We start from the raw sequence: 15,266 nt of genomic DNA on the forward strand, positions 1-15,266 counted from the left end.
TCTAAAACTGGTTCATACATACATTTTTCCATTAACTTTCTCATAATTTTTTGAAGCAATATACTTATTAATAAGAAGCTCCCTAAAAGATGAAAAGTTAATATTATTAAGTATAAACTCTTCACTTTCTTTTTTAGTGCCATACTCATCAATTATTTCATATAATATATGAAGCATGCTCTCATTACTATATTTCTTATATTCATTATTAGAGTTACTATCAATCATAGATTTTATTTTTTCTGTTAATTGGTCTCTAAATTCTTCTATATCTGCAAATTGAGCACATATTTCAAGCATATTAATCCTAAAATCATTCCATCCATCAAAAATTTTACTTTCACTTTTCTTTAATAATTTTTTAAATAGCTGTCTTTTGATTTTTATATCACATTCTGTATTTCTATCTATAATTGTACTTATTGTTTTCATGGTTTTTGATACAAGCATTCCTATGTCACCATCAGAATCATCTGCATATTGAAATGCTTCTATTGCTTCATCTAATACCAGTAGTGCAATATCAACTGAAAGCATAACGTCTTCAGTATTTCTTGCTTTTTCAAGAACATTATCCATATCACATGCAAAATAATAAGCCTGCCTATATGAAATAAATCTATCTCTCCCACAATGCTTTTTAACAATAGATTTTGTTAATTTTTTACAATTCTCAAGTCCATCTTTATTATCTTCTTTTGAATATTTTAAAATAAGAGTATCGTTAAGCATTTTATCTTTTTTAGCAAGATCAACTACTATATGAATAAGTTGATCTTTTGAAAGAGAATTATACTAAATTTTGCTATTTATTTTAGCAAATATACATAAATAATATTGAAATTATAGATATTGTTTTATAGCATCTATGTAGTCATAAAAATCTTTTAAATTATAAGCAATAATTGACTCAACAACTTTTAGATTAATAGATTGATAATCATGTACTACAATATTTCTAAAACCAACCATAGCTTTTAAATTTTTTGATAATTTATCATCAATTGTTTTACTTTTACTTAGAACATCAAAAGCATCTCTGCTAGTCTGAGGAATTCCTAATTTTTTCTTTGATATTATATGCATGGCTAAATCAATAGATGCCTCACACGCTCTTTGTATATTAAGCATTATTGAATCCTGCTTCGTATAATCTTTTAAGTTTTCAGGATTATTTTCATATACTATATTAATTCTGTTTATACACCTTTCAATAGTTTCTATTTTATTTAAGATTACATTATTTTCTTCCATATACAGTCCCGCTTTCCCTAATATTATCAACAATTTCTTTTCGCTCTTCATTAAGTATTGCATATTCCTTTAAAGTCCGCATTTCAAAAGCCATACGCTTGTTATTATTGCTACAATAAATTAATTTTCCATTATAAGTTATCTGTACTTTAAATACTGAAGATGCTGAATTTACATGAACTAAATCAACATCTCTTTTAAATATATCAGCCAGCTCTTGAGCTTTAATAAATTTATCATATTCATCTATTTGAGCATTATAGTCAGTTAAAAAACCTAAGTCTATATCACTATCTTTCCTAAGTTCGTTTCTTGATGCTGAACCAAATAAATATATTGCAATAGGATCAAAATATTTAACAATAATATCAACTGCTTCTTTTAACTGGAGTTCAAAATCCACCTTATTCACCACTTCCATTAAATCTGTATTTTGGTCTGTCTCCTCTAAAAATCATTCTGATTATACTCTATAATAAATATTCTTAAAAAGAATATGAAAAAGGCCTGCATAAGTTACTTATATCAAATGTAAGTTTCTATAAACTCTTTTCTTACCTCTTTGTATTCATTAAGAATATAATTGTGCTTCTATATTAAAATTATATCCTATATTATTTATCTTTAAAACTTATTTTACAACTTGTTATAAAAAAGAACCTGCTGTTACGCAAGTTCTAATTTACAAATTTTTTATACCAACTTTATTATATTGTTTCTCCAAACTTTTCATAATATCACATCAAGTTTGGAGCGGCAGACGGGACTCGAACCCGCAACGTTCACCTTGGGAAGGTGACACTCTACCATTGAGTCACTGCCGCATAATACTAAACTACACTTCTATATTACTCTTGTCCATTTTCAAAATCAATCCTTTTCACCAAAATATAAGTTTTCATCATTTTTAATTTTTTCTGAAGCATTAGTATATTTCTTAAGTTTAGAATAAATCTCCTGGATCTCGTCCTTAGATAAAATCTCAGGAGAATTTTTTATGACTGTTTTTAATATTTTTGCAAGATCTTTTCTATTAAATACATAAACATCATTGCTTTTAATTGTTCCAATCTTAAGCGTACATTTCTCACTAAAAACTATAAGTGATTTCATTTTATTTTCATGAATATTTAAAACTTTAGCCAAAGATTTTATATGAGTCTTATTTTGAAATACAGGATTATAAAATTTTTCTTTCTTATTTCCACTATAAACCTGCGTCCAGTATCTATGATTTTCATCTCCATATATCAATCCATTATAATTTTTAGATTCAATAACAAAGATTCCATAATGACATATATATATTACATTAATTTCAGTTGTTTCACGATCATTTTGGGAAATATATACATTAACAGCTATTCTATGTTCAACATCTAATCTTTCAAGTTCTTCAACTGTTAAAAATTCACTATATTTACTTTTGTCATTCATTACTTCGTTATATGTGTTACCAGTCAAATCTTTATAATTACTATTATGATATTCATATCTGTTTACCAAATATACAAATATCATAACTACTGCTAAAAAAATTAATAAATACATCCCACACCCCTATCTAAAATTTCTATTATACCATAGCAATATTATACCATAATTTTACATTAAAATAAAAAAGTCTTTGGGATGCTTTTCTTTATTAATTTATAAAAATCATAAAAATAAAAAATATTTAATATGTACACTTCATTAAAAGTAGTACAATATCTTATTCAAAAATTGTTTTTTCAGTATTCTGAGTCTCACTCTTTCCACTACCAAATGCAAAAGATAAGATAAAACCAACTACGGTAATCACTACTGCTACCATAGCTGCCCATGAAAATCCTGTAGCCACTGCTACTTGATTAGTTACATTTCCAGATGCTAAAGTTTTAAGTTGAACTGCTGACATTATTCCCATAAATAATGATGAACCTATTGCAGCAGAAACTTGTTGAAGTGTATTTACTATAGCTACTCCATGAGGATAGTATTCCTTTGGTAATTGGTTTAATGAATGCGTTTGAGATGGTGACATTGTAAATCCAACTCCAATACACACACATATATAAGTTATAATTACTTTTATTAATGCTGTTTCACTATTAGATTGAGATAAAATAAATACAAATATAGCCATTATACCTACACCAACTGGCACTAACCACTTCACACCAAATTTATCATATATTTTTCCACCTATAGATGTAGCTACTCCATTGCAAAGTACCGCTGGTAATAATGCAAGAGCCGCTATGAAACTTGTTGTTCCTAGTGATCCTTCCAAATACATTGGTAACATTACATTCATAGTAAACATAATCATCATTGATACCATTACTAATAATACCCCTATTACAAACTTTGGATATTTAAATGGAGATAAATTTAACATTGGCTCTTTTAAATTAACTTGACGCTTTACAAATAGTGTCATGCAAATTATTCCTATAATAAAGCTTAATAATGTAACTTTAATATTGCCTTCAGTAACACTACTTATTCCATATATAACAGATCCAAGTCCTATAGTAGAAAGAATAATTGATAAATAATCTATTTTGGGCTTTGTAACTTCTACTACATTAACTAATACTAAATTTCCTACAATCATAGCTAGTGCTATAACTGGAATTAAAACTATAAATAATACATGCCAGCTAAAGTATTGTAGCATAATCCCTGAAAATGTTGGTCCAAAGGCAGGTCCAAGTGAAATTGCACATACACATATCGCCATAGATGAACCTATTTTTTCTTTTGGTGCTACTAATAGTACTGTGTTCATCATAATCGGTATCATCATACCTGTTCCAGAAGCTTGTATCATCCTAGAAATCATTAGCATTAAAAATGATCCTGAACATGCAGCAGACACTGTTCCTAGTAATAATAATCCTAATGCACTTAAAAATAAGTTCTTAGTTCTAAAGGTTTGAATTAAAAATGCTGTAACTGGTACCATCACTGATGTTACTATCATATAAGCTGTGACTAACCATTGGACAGTGCCAGCTGTTACATTCATTTCTTTCATAATACTTGACAATGCTACATTTAATACAGTCTCATTGAATGTAGCTATAAATGCGCTAAATACTAATACTGCTATAATTGCTGTTGAGTTTATTTTCTTTGTATTTTTCAATTTATTTTCCTCCATTTAGGAAATAATAATATAATGAATCTTTATCAGATCCACTTTTCTAAAAATTTAATTTAATCCAGTAGATTTATATCTTTTAACTTCAAAAAGATTAGATTAAATTTTGATGCTCTTTTCTTTTGCATTTATATTATTTCCTATAACTTTATACATTCTTACTTTTACAGTAATTTTCTTTACTGCTATTAAAGCTTCTTCATACACAGAATCGTTATTAATATTTTTTTCTTCTACCTTAAATGCCTAAAATTTTCATATTCATATCCTCCCTATTAAGTTCAACTTTTATAATTTTTTCATTCATCATTATTCTAACAGTTAACAGTTCCATAAAAAATCTATTCTCATACGCTATTAACTGTAAATTTCTATTCACTTTAATCTGCAAAATATATTTTTTATTATTTTTGTATAAATTTTTACATTTAAAATATTAAAATTTTACAGTTTATATTTTAATTTCTTATAGTACATGCTATAATTTTTTATTGATAATGTCATAAATATATCAAAATGTTATACTTTGACATTTTCTTTTTTATTATGGAGGTATCTTATGAATACAAATTATGAACTTATAAATTTTAAAACTTCTTCTTCTATTGATTTTTCTGTACTTGCCATCGAAAATTTAGAAAGATATTGGCATCAAAGTATAGAATTAATATATGTATTATCTGGTAGTGTTCAAATTCAATGTGGCAATATACAGTATAATTTGCATGAAGATGACATTATTCTTATAAATATGTTTGATATACACTCTTTATATGGAAACAAATGTGAAATATTATCGTTAAAAATTAATATTTCTGCATTAGACCCTGAACTTTCTCGCTTTTCTCAAAATCGATTTGATTGTAATTCATCCATAGAATTAGATAAGCAAAAATTTATACCGCTAAAACGACTCCTTGCTTTAATTGTAAAATCCAATATTAATATAGATGATGATATTGAACTTTTAAATAAATCATATATTTATGAGTTATTATACATATTAGCTACTAGTTTTAAGGTTGAAAATACAAATAATTCTAATGATACAAACAGAAATTCTGAGAGAATAAAGAATATATTAAATTATATAAGTAAAAATTATAAAGAAAAAATATCATTAAATAATTTATCAGATACATTTTATCTATCTATCCCATACATATCAAAAATTTTCAAAGAATTTACCGGACTTAGTTTTAGCGAATATTTAATGGAGATTAGGCTTTCTCATGCAGTAAAAGATTTAACAAATCCTAATTTAAAAATTGAATATATTGCTGAAAAAAATGGATTTTCAAATACTCGTTCATTTGTTTCTGCATTTAAAAATAAATATGACTGCCTGCCAAGCAAATATCGTAAAAGCATAGAGACATATGATTCTAATAATCAAAATAGTATTGCAGAAAGCATAAATTATTTTGCTTTACGCCATAATACCTCATTTAACCGGTTAGTTGATTATCTTAAATATGATATTACCTCTACAGATGATAATAAGCCTCATACTACAATTTATGAAATAAACCCAATTGATACTTCGATAAAAGGTATACAGCTAAGACATACTTTCAAAACCCTTATTTGTATTGGAAAAGCAAAGCATATACTAATTTCTGAAAATCAATATATGCTTCGTGAGTTGCAACAAGATATTAAGTTTAAGTATATTCGTTTCCATGGAATACTTGATGATGAAATGATTGTTTATTCTGAAAATGAAAATGGTGAACCTGAACTATGCTTTACTTACATTGATTTAGCAATAGATTTTCTTCTTTCAATTAATTTAAAGCCTTTTCTGGAACTTTCTTTTATGCCTAAAGAGCTTGCAATTAATCCTACGCGTACAATGTTTTTCATTAATTCAGTTATTAGTCTACCTAAAAACATGGAAAAATGGACTTATACTATTCAACAGCTAATTAAACATTTTATTTCACGCTATGGTAAAAAAGAAGTAGAATCTTGGCCATTTTTTCTTTGGAATGAACCCGATCTTACAAAAATGTTTGGATTTGAAAATAGAACTGACTTTTTTAAATTTTATAAGGAAACATATAAAACTATAAAAAGAATTAGTTCTAATATTTCTTTTGGAAGCTCCCCAGTTTTTGCTGATACACTTGAAGGTTCAAATGATTGGATGGATACATTTATAGATTTTTGTAAGATTAATAATTGTTTACCTGATTTTATAAATGCTCATTTTTATCCAATGAATCTATCTGGACGAGATGCGACTACAATTTCAAGAAAAGACCACACTGAAATGCGAAAATATCTTGTGTATATGAAATCTGAAAATGCTCTAAAAGAACATATACAATACATAAAGAAAAGAATGAATGGAAATGATTGGGGAACTGACAAACTCTACTTAATCGCTTGGAATTCTTCAATATCTCATAATGAACTGCTAAATGATACTGTATATAAGGCTGCTTATGTTGCCAAAAACATATTAGAAAATTATGATGATATTGAAAGTTTTGGTTATTGGCAAATATCAGATTTTAACGAAGAAGTAAAGATAAGAAACCGATTATACCATGGTGGACAAGGCTTTTTCACATATAATCGAATAAAAAAATCTCACTATTACGTTTTTGAAATGCTTAATAAACTTGGTGATAGATTACTTGGAAAAGGAAATGGCTTCTTTATAACTGCAGATGGAGAGTCGATTCAAATAATTCTATATAATTATCAACATTATTCAAAATTATATGCATCTGGTGAAGTATTCGATATGACTTTTAAGGATAGATATACACCATTTCCAAAAGCGAATACATTAAAAGTAGTTCTTCCACTTACAAATCTTTCGGAAGCTAGCTATCAATTAACAGAAACTGTTGTAAATAAGAACCATGGAAGTTCTTTTGATAAATGGCTTGAATTAGGAGCTCTGCCCTTAGAAAGTAAAACTGATATTGAATATTTAAAATCTGTATCACTTCCAAAAATTCAGAAAAAAATATTACATTCAGAAAATAACTCCTTAACAATAACTGCCGAATTGGAGCCTCATGAAGTACGTTTAATTGAAATTAAACCTCTTTATGAAGATTTAGCATAATCATTCATAAAATAATTTATATTATTAATTGCAAAATTAAATTGTATTAAATTTAATTTAGTGCTATACTTAATTCATGAAGAAAATAAAAATTTTAGAAAAAAAGGTGATTATTATGAAAGTTAAATTTCAAGAAAAATATAAATTATTTATTAATGGAGAATGGAGAGATGCTTCAGATAAAGCTACAATAAAAACTTACAATCCAGCTACTGGCGAATTTTTAGCTGAAATCGCAGATGCTTCAGAAAAAGATGTAGATGATGCAGTAAAATCTGCAAGAAAAGCTTTTGCTACATGGAGTAAAACTACCCCAGTTGAAAGAGCCGCTGTATTAAATAAAATTGCTGATATTATCGATGAAAATGCAGAATATCTAGCTACAATAGAAACTATGGATAATGGAAAACCAATTAGAGAAACATCAGGTGCTGATATTCCATTAGCTTCAGATCATTTTAGATACTTTGCAGGAGTTATTCGTGCAGATGAAGGCTCATCATCAATGATAGACGAAAATACTTTAAATTTAATATTAAGAGAACCACTTGGTGTTGTAGGACAAATAGTTCCTTGGAATTTTCCATTTTTAATGGCAGCTTGGAAACTAGCTCCAGTATTAGCTGCAGGAGACGTTTCAGTTTTTAAGCCATCAAGTAGTACTTCACTAAGCGTATTAGAGCTTATGAGATTAATACAAGATATTATTCCAAGTGGTGTAATCAATGTAATTACAGGTAAGGGTTCAAAGAGCGGTGAATACTTACAACATAATAAAGGAATTGATAAATTAGCATTCACAGGATCTACAGAAGTTGGTAGACAAATTGGACTTGCTGCTGCAGAGCGTATCATCCCTGCTACTTTAGAGCTTGGCGGAAAATCTGCTAATATCTTCTTTAGTGATGCAAATATGGACCTTGCACTAGAAGGAATTCAATTAGGTATTTTATTTAATCAAGGACAAGTTTGTTCAGCTGGCTCTAGAATCTTTGTACAAGAAGATTTCTATGATGAATTCATGGAAAAAGCAATTAGTGCTTTTGAAAAAGTTAAAGTTGGAAATCCATTAGATCCTAACACTCAAATGGGTGCTCAAGTTAGTGAAGCTCAACTTAAGAAAATTCTTAAGTATATAGAAATAGGTAAACAAGAAGGTGCTAAGGTAGCCACTGGTGGTGAAAGATTCATTGAAGGTGATGCTAAGAATGGATACTTTATGAAACCTACACTTCTTACAGATGTAACTAATGATATGAGAGTCGCTAGAGAAGAAATATTTGGGCCTGTTGGTGTTGTTATTAAATTTAAGACTGAGGAAGAAGTTATTGCCATGGCAAATGATAGTGACTACGGTCTAGGTGGTGGAGTATTTACTACAAACTTAAATCGTGCAATAAGAGTTGCTAGAGGTATAAGAACTGGCCGTGTATGGGTTAACACTTATAATACATTCCCTGCTGGAGCAACTTTTGGTGGATATAAAGAATCAGGAATCGGCAGAGAAACTCATAAAACTATATTAGAAGCTTATACTCAAAAGAAAAATATTATAGTTAATTTATCTGAAATCCCTGGTGGAATGTACGTAAAATAATATAAATTTTAAAAACTTACTTTTCACCAAATATATTCTTTATTATATTTATCATTTTGTGAATAATAATTTTATAAGTCTAATAGAAATGGCTGTTATTAACGGTTGATAAATCCGTTAATAACAGCCATCTTTTCATATTTTTTACGTTTTTAAACTTTTATAACTTTCTTGAAAATTTCATCTATATTATAAAAAACAGCTGATTTTATATTTTTTCTATATTTTATAAAATCAGCTTTATAACTAAAAAAGCAAATAAGACTATTTTAATTTAATCTTATCTGCTTTTCCTGCTTATAAAAATATTTAATTAAATAACTTTTCTATATCTACTTCAAACTCTTCTATAAGTTTAGATTTAACAACTCCAACTTCTGTTTTCACTATTGTTTGTTCATATACATTTTCTTTATTTAAAGAATATAGCATAACCGTGTTTAATATAGGATTAACTATCCAATATTCTTTTACTCCATATTTCATATATAAATTTAACTTAGTTACTAAATCATGTGATTGATTTGATGGACTTAAAATTTCTATTATTAAACTAGGAACTCCTATATATTTATCTTCAGTAAAACCACTTTTGTCACATATTACACATAAATCTGGTATTACCAGCCTTTCACCTTCTATGTCATCCCTTTTTAATACTATATGAAATGGAGCATGAAAAACTTCACAACTCTTTTCTTCTAAAATATTAAATAATTTTGCATGTAATTTACTAGAAATTCTCTGATGCTTTGTAGATGGAGATGGTGACATACATATTACACCATCAATATATTCTAATATCTCTTTACTTTGTTCTTTTATTTTCAAAAATTCATCATAAGATACAACAAGATTTTTTGCTAATGGTGCCATAATTATCACTCCTTTAAATAACCGCTCAAATATAATCTTTTCTATATTATATCCTATTTTTCATCTTTCTTAAAGTAAATAATCCACTGTAGCCATGACTATATCAATTACCTAGTATACCTTAAACTTATTTCTTTAAGATTTCTTGTTTATGTTTGAAGTGCTTCATCTGAATAATCATATTCTTTCCATATTTAAACTATAAACAGAAAATTTTCTACTATTTCTTCATTTTCTAAATTTTTATTATTTTCTAAGTTTTATCATTTTTCTTTAAAATCTAAACTTTTTATAAACATACTGATTTTTATAAATATATTAATAAAAAAGATAAATATAAATTTTTTCATTATTATCATCTTTTCATTAAAATATTTAAAATTTGCTGCATTATTATTATATTGTATATGATTCTTGAAAATTTCACGTTTCTTTATCATAATATATAAAATCAAAAAAAAGAACCTGCTTTTACACAAGTTCTTATTCATTAACTGCTTTTCATTGCTTAAAATATATCTAAGGCTAATCTCATTTAATATGCCAAAATATCATGAATATTATTTATTTAATTGTTCTTTGAATGTAGTTATATATTGTTTTATCGTATTACTATCGTAATTGTTAGATTCCATGAGATTTATAAAATTTGAACCTACAATACACCCATCAATAATATCTTTAAAGCCTTCTACATCTTCTGCATTTTTTATGCCAAATCCCATCATAACTGGTATTTTAGATACTTCCTTTACAGATTTCAAATAATTTATAACATCTTTATGGAAATCCGAATTCTGCCCTGTAACACCCATTGAAGAAACGCAGTAAACAAAACCTTTTGCATTTTCTACAATCATTGGTATTCTTTCTTTTGAAACTGGTGAAACAAGTGGTATTAAATATGGTGCATCTTCATATCTTTCTAAGAATTCATTTATTTCAAATGTTTCTTCGTATGGGAGATCTGGAATTATTATTCCATCAACACCACATTCAATAGATTTCTTAACAAAATTTTCAACACCATAATATAATATTGTATTGTAATATAACATAAATATTATAGGAACTTCGCAATCTTTTCTTACACCTGAAACTAAATCAAATGCTTTTTTTAAGTTTGTACCTTTTTGAATAGATCTATATGAAGCATCCTGAATCACAGGGCCATCAGCTATTGGATCAGAAAAAGGAACTCCAATTTCAATAATATCAATACCAGATTCATATTGAATCTTTATGATTTCACTGCTTCTTTTCATATCTGGAAGACCTGCTGTCATATAAGTGATAAAGGCTTTTTTATTTTCCCTTTTTAACTCATTAAGTCTCTTTTCGATTCTATTCATTTATAGCACCCCTGCTTTCCATATATTCTGCTATTGTATTAACATCCTTATCACCACGTCCTGATATACATACTATGACAATATCATCTGCTGTGAAATTTTTGCATAATATAGGAAGATAGGCCAGTGCATGTGAACTTTCAATAGCTGGTATAATTCCCTCCAATCTGCATAATTCTAAAAGTGCTTCCATAGCTTCTATATCAGTAACACTATCATATGTTACTCTTCCTATACTTTCAAGATAAGCATGTTCTGGTCCTACACCTGGGTAATCAAGTCCTGCTGAGATAGAATAAGCTAATTTGACATTTCCATCATCATCCTGCAATAGGTATGATCTCATCCCATGTAGTATTCCTACTTTTTTATCTGACATTGCAACTGCATGCTCTCCAGTTTCAATCCCTTTTCCAGCAGCCTCAACCCCATATAGTTTTACATCTTTATCATCTAGAAATTCAGCAAACATTCCAATTGCATTAGAGCCACCTCCACAACAAGCAACAACTGCTGAAGGAAGTCTACCCTCTTTCTCTAAAATCTGCTTTTTAGCTTCTCTACTGATTATGCTTTGAAATTTCTTTACTATTTCAGGATATGGATGTGGTCCTGCTGCTGTACCTAAAACGTAATATGTATCTTCAGCTTCTTTTGACCATGTTCTTATTGCTTCGTTTGTAGCATCTTTTAATGTATTGCTACCTGATGTTACAGGAATAACTTCTGCACCAAGCATCTCCATTCTAAGGACATTAAGTTTCTGTCTTTCTATGTCTTCTGTTCCCATATATATTTTGCATTCCATATCAAATAATGCAGCACCAGTTGCTGTTGCCACCCCGTGTTGTCCTGCTCCAGTTTCTGCAATTACTTTTTTCTTTCCCATACGTTTTGCAAGTAAAATCTGTCCAATAACATTGTTTATTTTGTGTGCGCCTGTATGATTTAAATCTTCTCTTTTCAAATAAATTTTAGGACCATATTTCTTACTTAATTTAGGAGCAAAGTATAATGGGTTTTCTCTTCCAACATATTCTTTCATATAATAATCATATTCTTCCCAGAACTTAGTATCATTTACCGCTTCATTATAAGTTGACTCTAATTCTTTTAATGTACTCATTAATGATTCTGATACATATTGTCCACCAAATTCTCCATACTTCTTATTCTGCATAATTTTCATTCCTTCCTTTAAATAAACCTTTATTTTATACTAATATATGGTATAATAAATTTCAATTAATGAAATTTATTTCACTCACATGTATAGAAAGGAAAATACATATGGCAATTTATGATAATAAACGTCTTGTTATAAAAGCATGCAAATTATTTTATGAGGATAATATGAGCCAAAAAGATATAGCTATTCACCTTGGAATTTCCAGGCCTCAGGTATGCAGAATGCTTAATTTTGCAAAAGAAAATCATATTATTGAATTCAATATAAATAATCCATATCATCAAGAATTTCAATTAGAAGAAAAACTTATGGAAAAATACTCGTTAAAAGAAGCTTTCATATTTAATTTTTCATATGAATCTACTGGAGAAGAAATTGATAAATTAGGTCAATGCTGCTCAGAACAGCTTGATAAATACTTTTTAGATAATTCTACTATAGGCGTAATGAGTGGACGTACAATAGCTTCCATATCAAACTATGCACACAAATTAACAAGAAATGGTTTAACCTTTGTTCCTTTAGTTGGGAATATGGGTTCAGAAGGTCACAGCTGGCATGCAAATACAATCGCACAAAGCTTTGCTGAAAGAACTGGTGGAAGCTACTGCGTAATGAATGCTCCTATTATTTTTCAAAACAAAAATACCTGTGATCTTATGAAGAAAGAGCCATCAATTTCTCGGATATTAGAAAAAGGTAAAACATGTAACATTGCACTTGTAGGTATTGGTGAAATAAATTTATCATCTACTTCTTACTTATGTGGTGCATTTTCAGAAAATGATGTCTGTGCACTAAATAATCAAAATGCTGTTGCATCTGTCTGTACTTCCTACATCTCAAGAGATGGCAAAATAATTGATACTGAATTAAGCTCCCGTTCTATTGGAATCTCTCTAGATGAACTTAGTAAAAGCACTGTTATTGCTATATCTACTGGAGTCGAAAAAGTTGAAGCCACAAAAGCCGTTTTAAAAAGTAATTATATTGACATTTTTATGACTTCTCAAGACATGGCACAAAAACTGCTTCTATAAATGATTAAAAAACAATGTTACTAAATTTTGATTATACATAAAGTATTTTCTTAAACATAAAATAAAAATAATCCCACTAAAATGAACTGCTCCCTGTCAAGTAGACAGGTGGCAGTTCAAAATCAAATACTCAGATTTTTCACGGGCTTTGTGGTAAGGTGATATGTCACTTTCATATCAGGCAACTTATTTTTTAGATTTTCTATTTTCTCATTATTTATGACTGCTTTTACATATAATTTATTCACTTAAAATAAAAATTCATTCTCCCAATCAAAATCACCAGCCTTTTCATAAGACACCGGCCAGTGACTGCACCATTTAGGAACATTAGGTTTTTCTACTCTCTCTATACTTGGAGTATAAGGCTTTATATCTACGATGCTACTATTATTCATTGCATCAATATAAGTAATATAGATTCTGCCATTATCATAATCAATATGTGTTATTTCTGTTATGGATAATGCTATTGGATTTGGCCTTTCAGGTGACCTAGTTGAAAAAATACCTAACCTTTCTGGAGCTTTTTTATATGGTTTCTTCACTTCAATAACTCTCCTGCTTTCATTATTATCACACTTATCAAACCACCAAAGTACATCAATATGAGAAAAATCTCCTAATCCTTGAATACCTCTTATATACTCCTTATTGATTTGAAGAAACATCTCTTCTCCTTCCACATTAATTTTACCAATTTCTTTTAATTCCATAATTTTTACCTCCTAGATATTTATCTTACAAAAAAATAATAGACCCTCACATAATGTAAGAGTCAACAAATTTTATTTTAATGGGATCTGTATTTCAGTCAGATATTCTTCAAGATTTTCAGTAACATCTGCACCCACATGACATATCTGCCTGGAAGGCTTATTTGCCATCTGCTCATTATGGCTTTCAAGATAATATGCTAGCATTTCATACGCTTTTGCTAAATTTTCATATGGTCCATATACCATTGCATAAGCCATTTTTTCTACAGCTTCAACTTCTCTATATATAAATCCATCTTTGTTTTCTCCTAATTTATCTACTATAATCCCAACTTCAACATCTACATTTTCATCTTTATGTTCAATATCATGATATATAGCTACATTATTGTACATGTCCTGTTTTACAGAAATATTTTCTTTACTTATAAAATTACATAACCTCTTCCATAAAACTCCCTCATGAAAATAATCCGGAATTATATCTCTAGCTGATAATATCAATATTTTATCAACTTTTTTAAAATTTATATTGCAATGAATCTTGAAATTATTGCTTGCTATTTCATTTATTGCATTATCTATTTTCATTATTCTCCGCTTTTCTATATCAATTTCCTTCTTAATTTCCATCTTCTTTGTTTCTAATTCATCTATTATATTTATTTCTTCATTTGTTAGTATCATATCTTTTATTTCTGATGTTGAAAATTTTGTATCCCTTAATAAAATTATTTTTTGAAGCAATGGTATCTGATCTGCAGAATACATTCTATACCCTGTAAACAAATCAATACTTGCTGGTTTTAATAATCCGATTTCATCATAATATCTTAACATTCTAATAGACACCTGAGTCAATTTTGAGAATTCTCCAATTTTAAACATAATCTCCTCCATACAGCAAACAAAATATTTCTGATATATTTCATAATTATACCATATTAGTATTATAAAAACCTTTTCTATATCTACAAACTAATTATGATTTTCATAGGCTTTA

At 28.2% G+C, this 15,266-nt stretch carries 14 protein-coding genes and 1 tRNA gene; 3 read left to right on the forward strand and 12 right to left on the reverse strand.

Annotated elements, in window-relative coordinates; all coding sequences use genetic code 11:
- Nucleotides 1-12: 12 nt before the first annotated feature.
- The 7 genes from BN2920_RS13150 to BN2920_RS21780 all read right to left on the reverse strand — a co-directional run bounded on the left by BN2920_RS13150 (nt 13) and on the right by BN2920_RS21780 (nt 4,784).
- Nucleotides 13-732, reverse strand: a complete 720-nt coding sequence (locus BN2920_RS13150; RefSeq protein ID WP_058295456.1) for a hypothetical protein — start codon at nt 730-732, stop codon at nt 13-15.
- 111 nt (nt 733-843) lie between these two features.
- A complete protein-coding gene (gene hepT / locus BN2920_RS13155; protein ID WP_058295457.1) occupies nt 844-1,254 on the reverse strand; it encodes a type VII toxin-antitoxin system HepT family RNase toxin in 411 nt (136 codons plus the stop codon).
- Entirely contained in the window at nt 1,241-1,675 is a 435-nt protein-coding gene (mntA, locus tag BN2920_RS13160) for a type VII toxin-antitoxin system MntA family adenylyltransferase antitoxin (protein WP_058295458.1), read from the reverse strand. Before mntA ends, hepT begins: the two co-directional genes overlap by 14 nt.
- A 328-nt stretch (nt 1,676-2,003) precedes the next feature.
- Nucleotides 2,004-2,078, reverse strand: a tRNA-Gly gene (locus BN2920_RS13165).
- A gap of 46 nt (nt 2,079-2,124) precedes the next feature.
- Nucleotides 2,125-2,805 carry a nuclease-related domain-containing protein gene (locus BN2920_RS13170; protein ID WP_058295459.1) on the reverse strand — a complete coding sequence of 227 codons (681 nt, stop codon included), beginning with the start codon at nt 2,803-2,805 and terminating at the stop codon, nt 2,125-2,127.
- A gap of 163 nt (nt 2,806-2,968) precedes the next feature.
- Nucleotides 2,969-4,390, reverse strand: coding sequence for a DHA2 family efflux MFS transporter permease subunit (locus BN2920_RS13175; RefSeq protein WP_242868376.1), 1,422 nt, complete (start codon nt 4,388-4,390; stop codon nt 2,969-2,971).
- Between the two features lie 253 nt (nt 4,391-4,643).
- Nucleotides 4,644-4,784 (reverse strand): hypothetical protein, encoded by a 141-nt coding sequence (locus BN2920_RS21780; protein WP_172437808.1) that lies wholly within the window; start codon nt 4,782-4,784, stop codon nt 4,644-4,646.
- A 180-nt stretch (nt 4,785-4,964) separates the two neighbouring features.
- On the opposite strand from BN2920_RS21780, the gene BN2920_RS13180 reads away from it, so the two are divergent.
- Together BN2920_RS13180 and BN2920_RS13185 are read left to right on the forward strand one after the other, a co-directional pair.
- The gene (locus tag BN2920_RS13180) at nt 4,965-7,490 is read left to right on the forward strand and encodes a GH39 family glycosyl hydrolase (RefSeq protein ID WP_058295461.1); all 2,526 of its coding nucleotides are present in this window, start codon (nt 4,965-4,967) and stop codon (nt 7,488-7,490) included.
- A gap of 115 nt (nt 7,491-7,605) precedes the next feature.
- A complete protein-coding gene (locus BN2920_RS13185) occupies nt 7,606-9,087 on the forward strand; it encodes an aldehyde dehydrogenase family protein (RefSeq protein ID WP_172437809.1) in 1,482 nt (493 codons plus the stop codon).
- 309 nt (nt 9,088-9,396) lie between these two features.
- On the opposite strand, the gene BN2920_RS13190 is transcribed toward BN2920_RS13185, so the two are convergent.
- The 3 genes from BN2920_RS13190 to trpB form a co-directional block, all read right to left on the reverse strand.
- A complete protein-coding gene (locus BN2920_RS13190) occupies nt 9,397-9,963 on the reverse strand; it encodes a Uma2 family endonuclease (protein WP_058295462.1) in 567 nt (188 codons plus the stop codon).
- A gap of 560 nt (nt 9,964-10,523) precedes the next feature.
- Nucleotides 10,524-11,315: a tryptophan synthase subunit alpha gene (gene trpA, locus BN2920_RS13200; protein WP_058295464.1), complete on the reverse strand. Its 792-nt coding sequence runs from the start codon at nt 11,313-11,315 to the stop codon at nt 10,524-10,526.
- Nucleotides 11,308-12,495 (reverse strand): tryptophan synthase subunit beta, encoded by a 1,188-nt coding sequence (gene trpB, locus BN2920_RS13205; RefSeq protein WP_058295465.1) that lies wholly within the window; start codon nt 12,493-12,495, stop codon nt 11,308-11,310. The genes trpA and trpB overlap by 8 nt, the downstream gene beginning before the upstream one ends.
- A gap of 110 nt (nt 12,496-12,605) precedes the next feature.
- Between trpB and BN2920_RS13210 the strand changes: the two genes are divergently transcribed.
- Nucleotides 12,606-13,544 carry a sugar-binding transcriptional regulator gene (locus BN2920_RS13210; RefSeq protein ID WP_058295466.1) on the forward strand — a complete coding sequence of 313 codons (939 nt, stop codon included), beginning with the start codon at nt 12,606-12,608 and terminating at the stop codon, nt 13,542-13,544.
- A gap of 248 nt (nt 13,545-13,792) precedes the next feature.
- On the opposite strand, the gene tsaA is transcribed toward BN2920_RS13210, so the two are convergent.
- Both tsaA and BN2920_RS13220 read right to left on the reverse strand, forming a co-directional pair.
- Nucleotides 13,793-14,260 carry a tRNA (N6-threonylcarbamoyladenosine(37)-N6)-methyltransferase TrmO gene (tsaA, locus tag BN2920_RS13215; RefSeq protein ID WP_058295467.1) on the reverse strand — a complete coding sequence of 156 codons (468 nt, stop codon included), beginning with the start codon at nt 14,258-14,260 and terminating at the stop codon, nt 13,793-13,795.
- Between the two features lie 72 nt (nt 14,261-14,332).
- On the reverse strand, nt 14,333-15,151 hold the full coding sequence (locus tag BN2920_RS13220; protein WP_058295468.1) for a MerR family transcriptional regulator: 819 nt from the start codon (nt 15,149-15,151) through the stop codon (nt 14,333-14,335).
- Between the last annotated feature and the right edge of the window lie 115 nt (nt 15,152-15,266).

The sequence above is a fragment of the Clostridium neonatale genome, from assembly GCF_001458595.1.
Classification (GTDB): Bacteria; Bacillota; Clostridia; order Clostridiales; family Clostridiaceae; genus Clostridium; species Clostridium neonatale.

Coding starts and splice junctions, on each gene's coding strand:
- tsaA (WP_058295467.1), bottom strand. CDS start 14,260: ATGGAATTAAAAGAAATTGGTAAAATTAATGTGGAAGGAGAAGAGATG.
- BN2920_RS13210 (WP_058295466.1), top strand. CDS start 12,606: ATGGCAATTTATGATAATAAACGTCTTGTTATAAAAGCATGCAAATTA.
- BN2920_RS13170 (WP_058295459.1), bottom strand. CDS start 2,805: ATGTATTTATTAATTTTTTTAGCAGTAGTTATGATATTTGTATATTTG.
- trpA (WP_058295464.1), bottom strand. CDS start 11,315: ATGAATAGAATCGAAAAGAGACTTAATGAGTTAAAAAGGGAAAATAAA.
- mntA (WP_058295458.1), bottom strand. CDS start 1,675: ATGGAAGTGGTGAATAAGGTGGATTTTGAACTCCAGTTAAAAGAAGCA.
- BN2920_RS13185 (WP_172437809.1), top strand. CDS start 7,606: ATGAAAGTTAAATTTCAAGAAAAATATAAATTATTTATTAATGGAGAA.
- hepT (WP_058295457.1), bottom strand. CDS start 1,254: ATGGAAGAAAATAATGTAATCTTAAATAAAATAGAAACTATTGAAAGG.
- BN2920_RS13190 (WP_058295462.1), bottom strand. CDS start 9,963: ATGGCACCATTAGCAAAAAATCTTGTTGTATCTTATGATGAATTTTTG.
- trpB (WP_058295465.1), bottom strand. CDS start 12,495: ATGCAGAATAAGAAGTATGGAGAATTTGGTGGACAATATGTATCAGAA.
- BN2920_RS13220 (WP_058295468.1), bottom strand. CDS start 15,151: ATGTTTAAAATTGGAGAATTCTCAAAATTGACTCAGGTGTCTATTAGA.
- BN2920_RS13150 (WP_058295456.1), bottom strand. CDS start 732: ATGCTTAACGATACTCTTATTTTAAAATATTCAAAAGAAGATAATAAA.
- BN2920_RS13180 (WP_058295461.1), top strand. CDS start 4,965: ATGAATACAAATTATGAACTTATAAATTTTAAAACTTCTTCTTCTATT.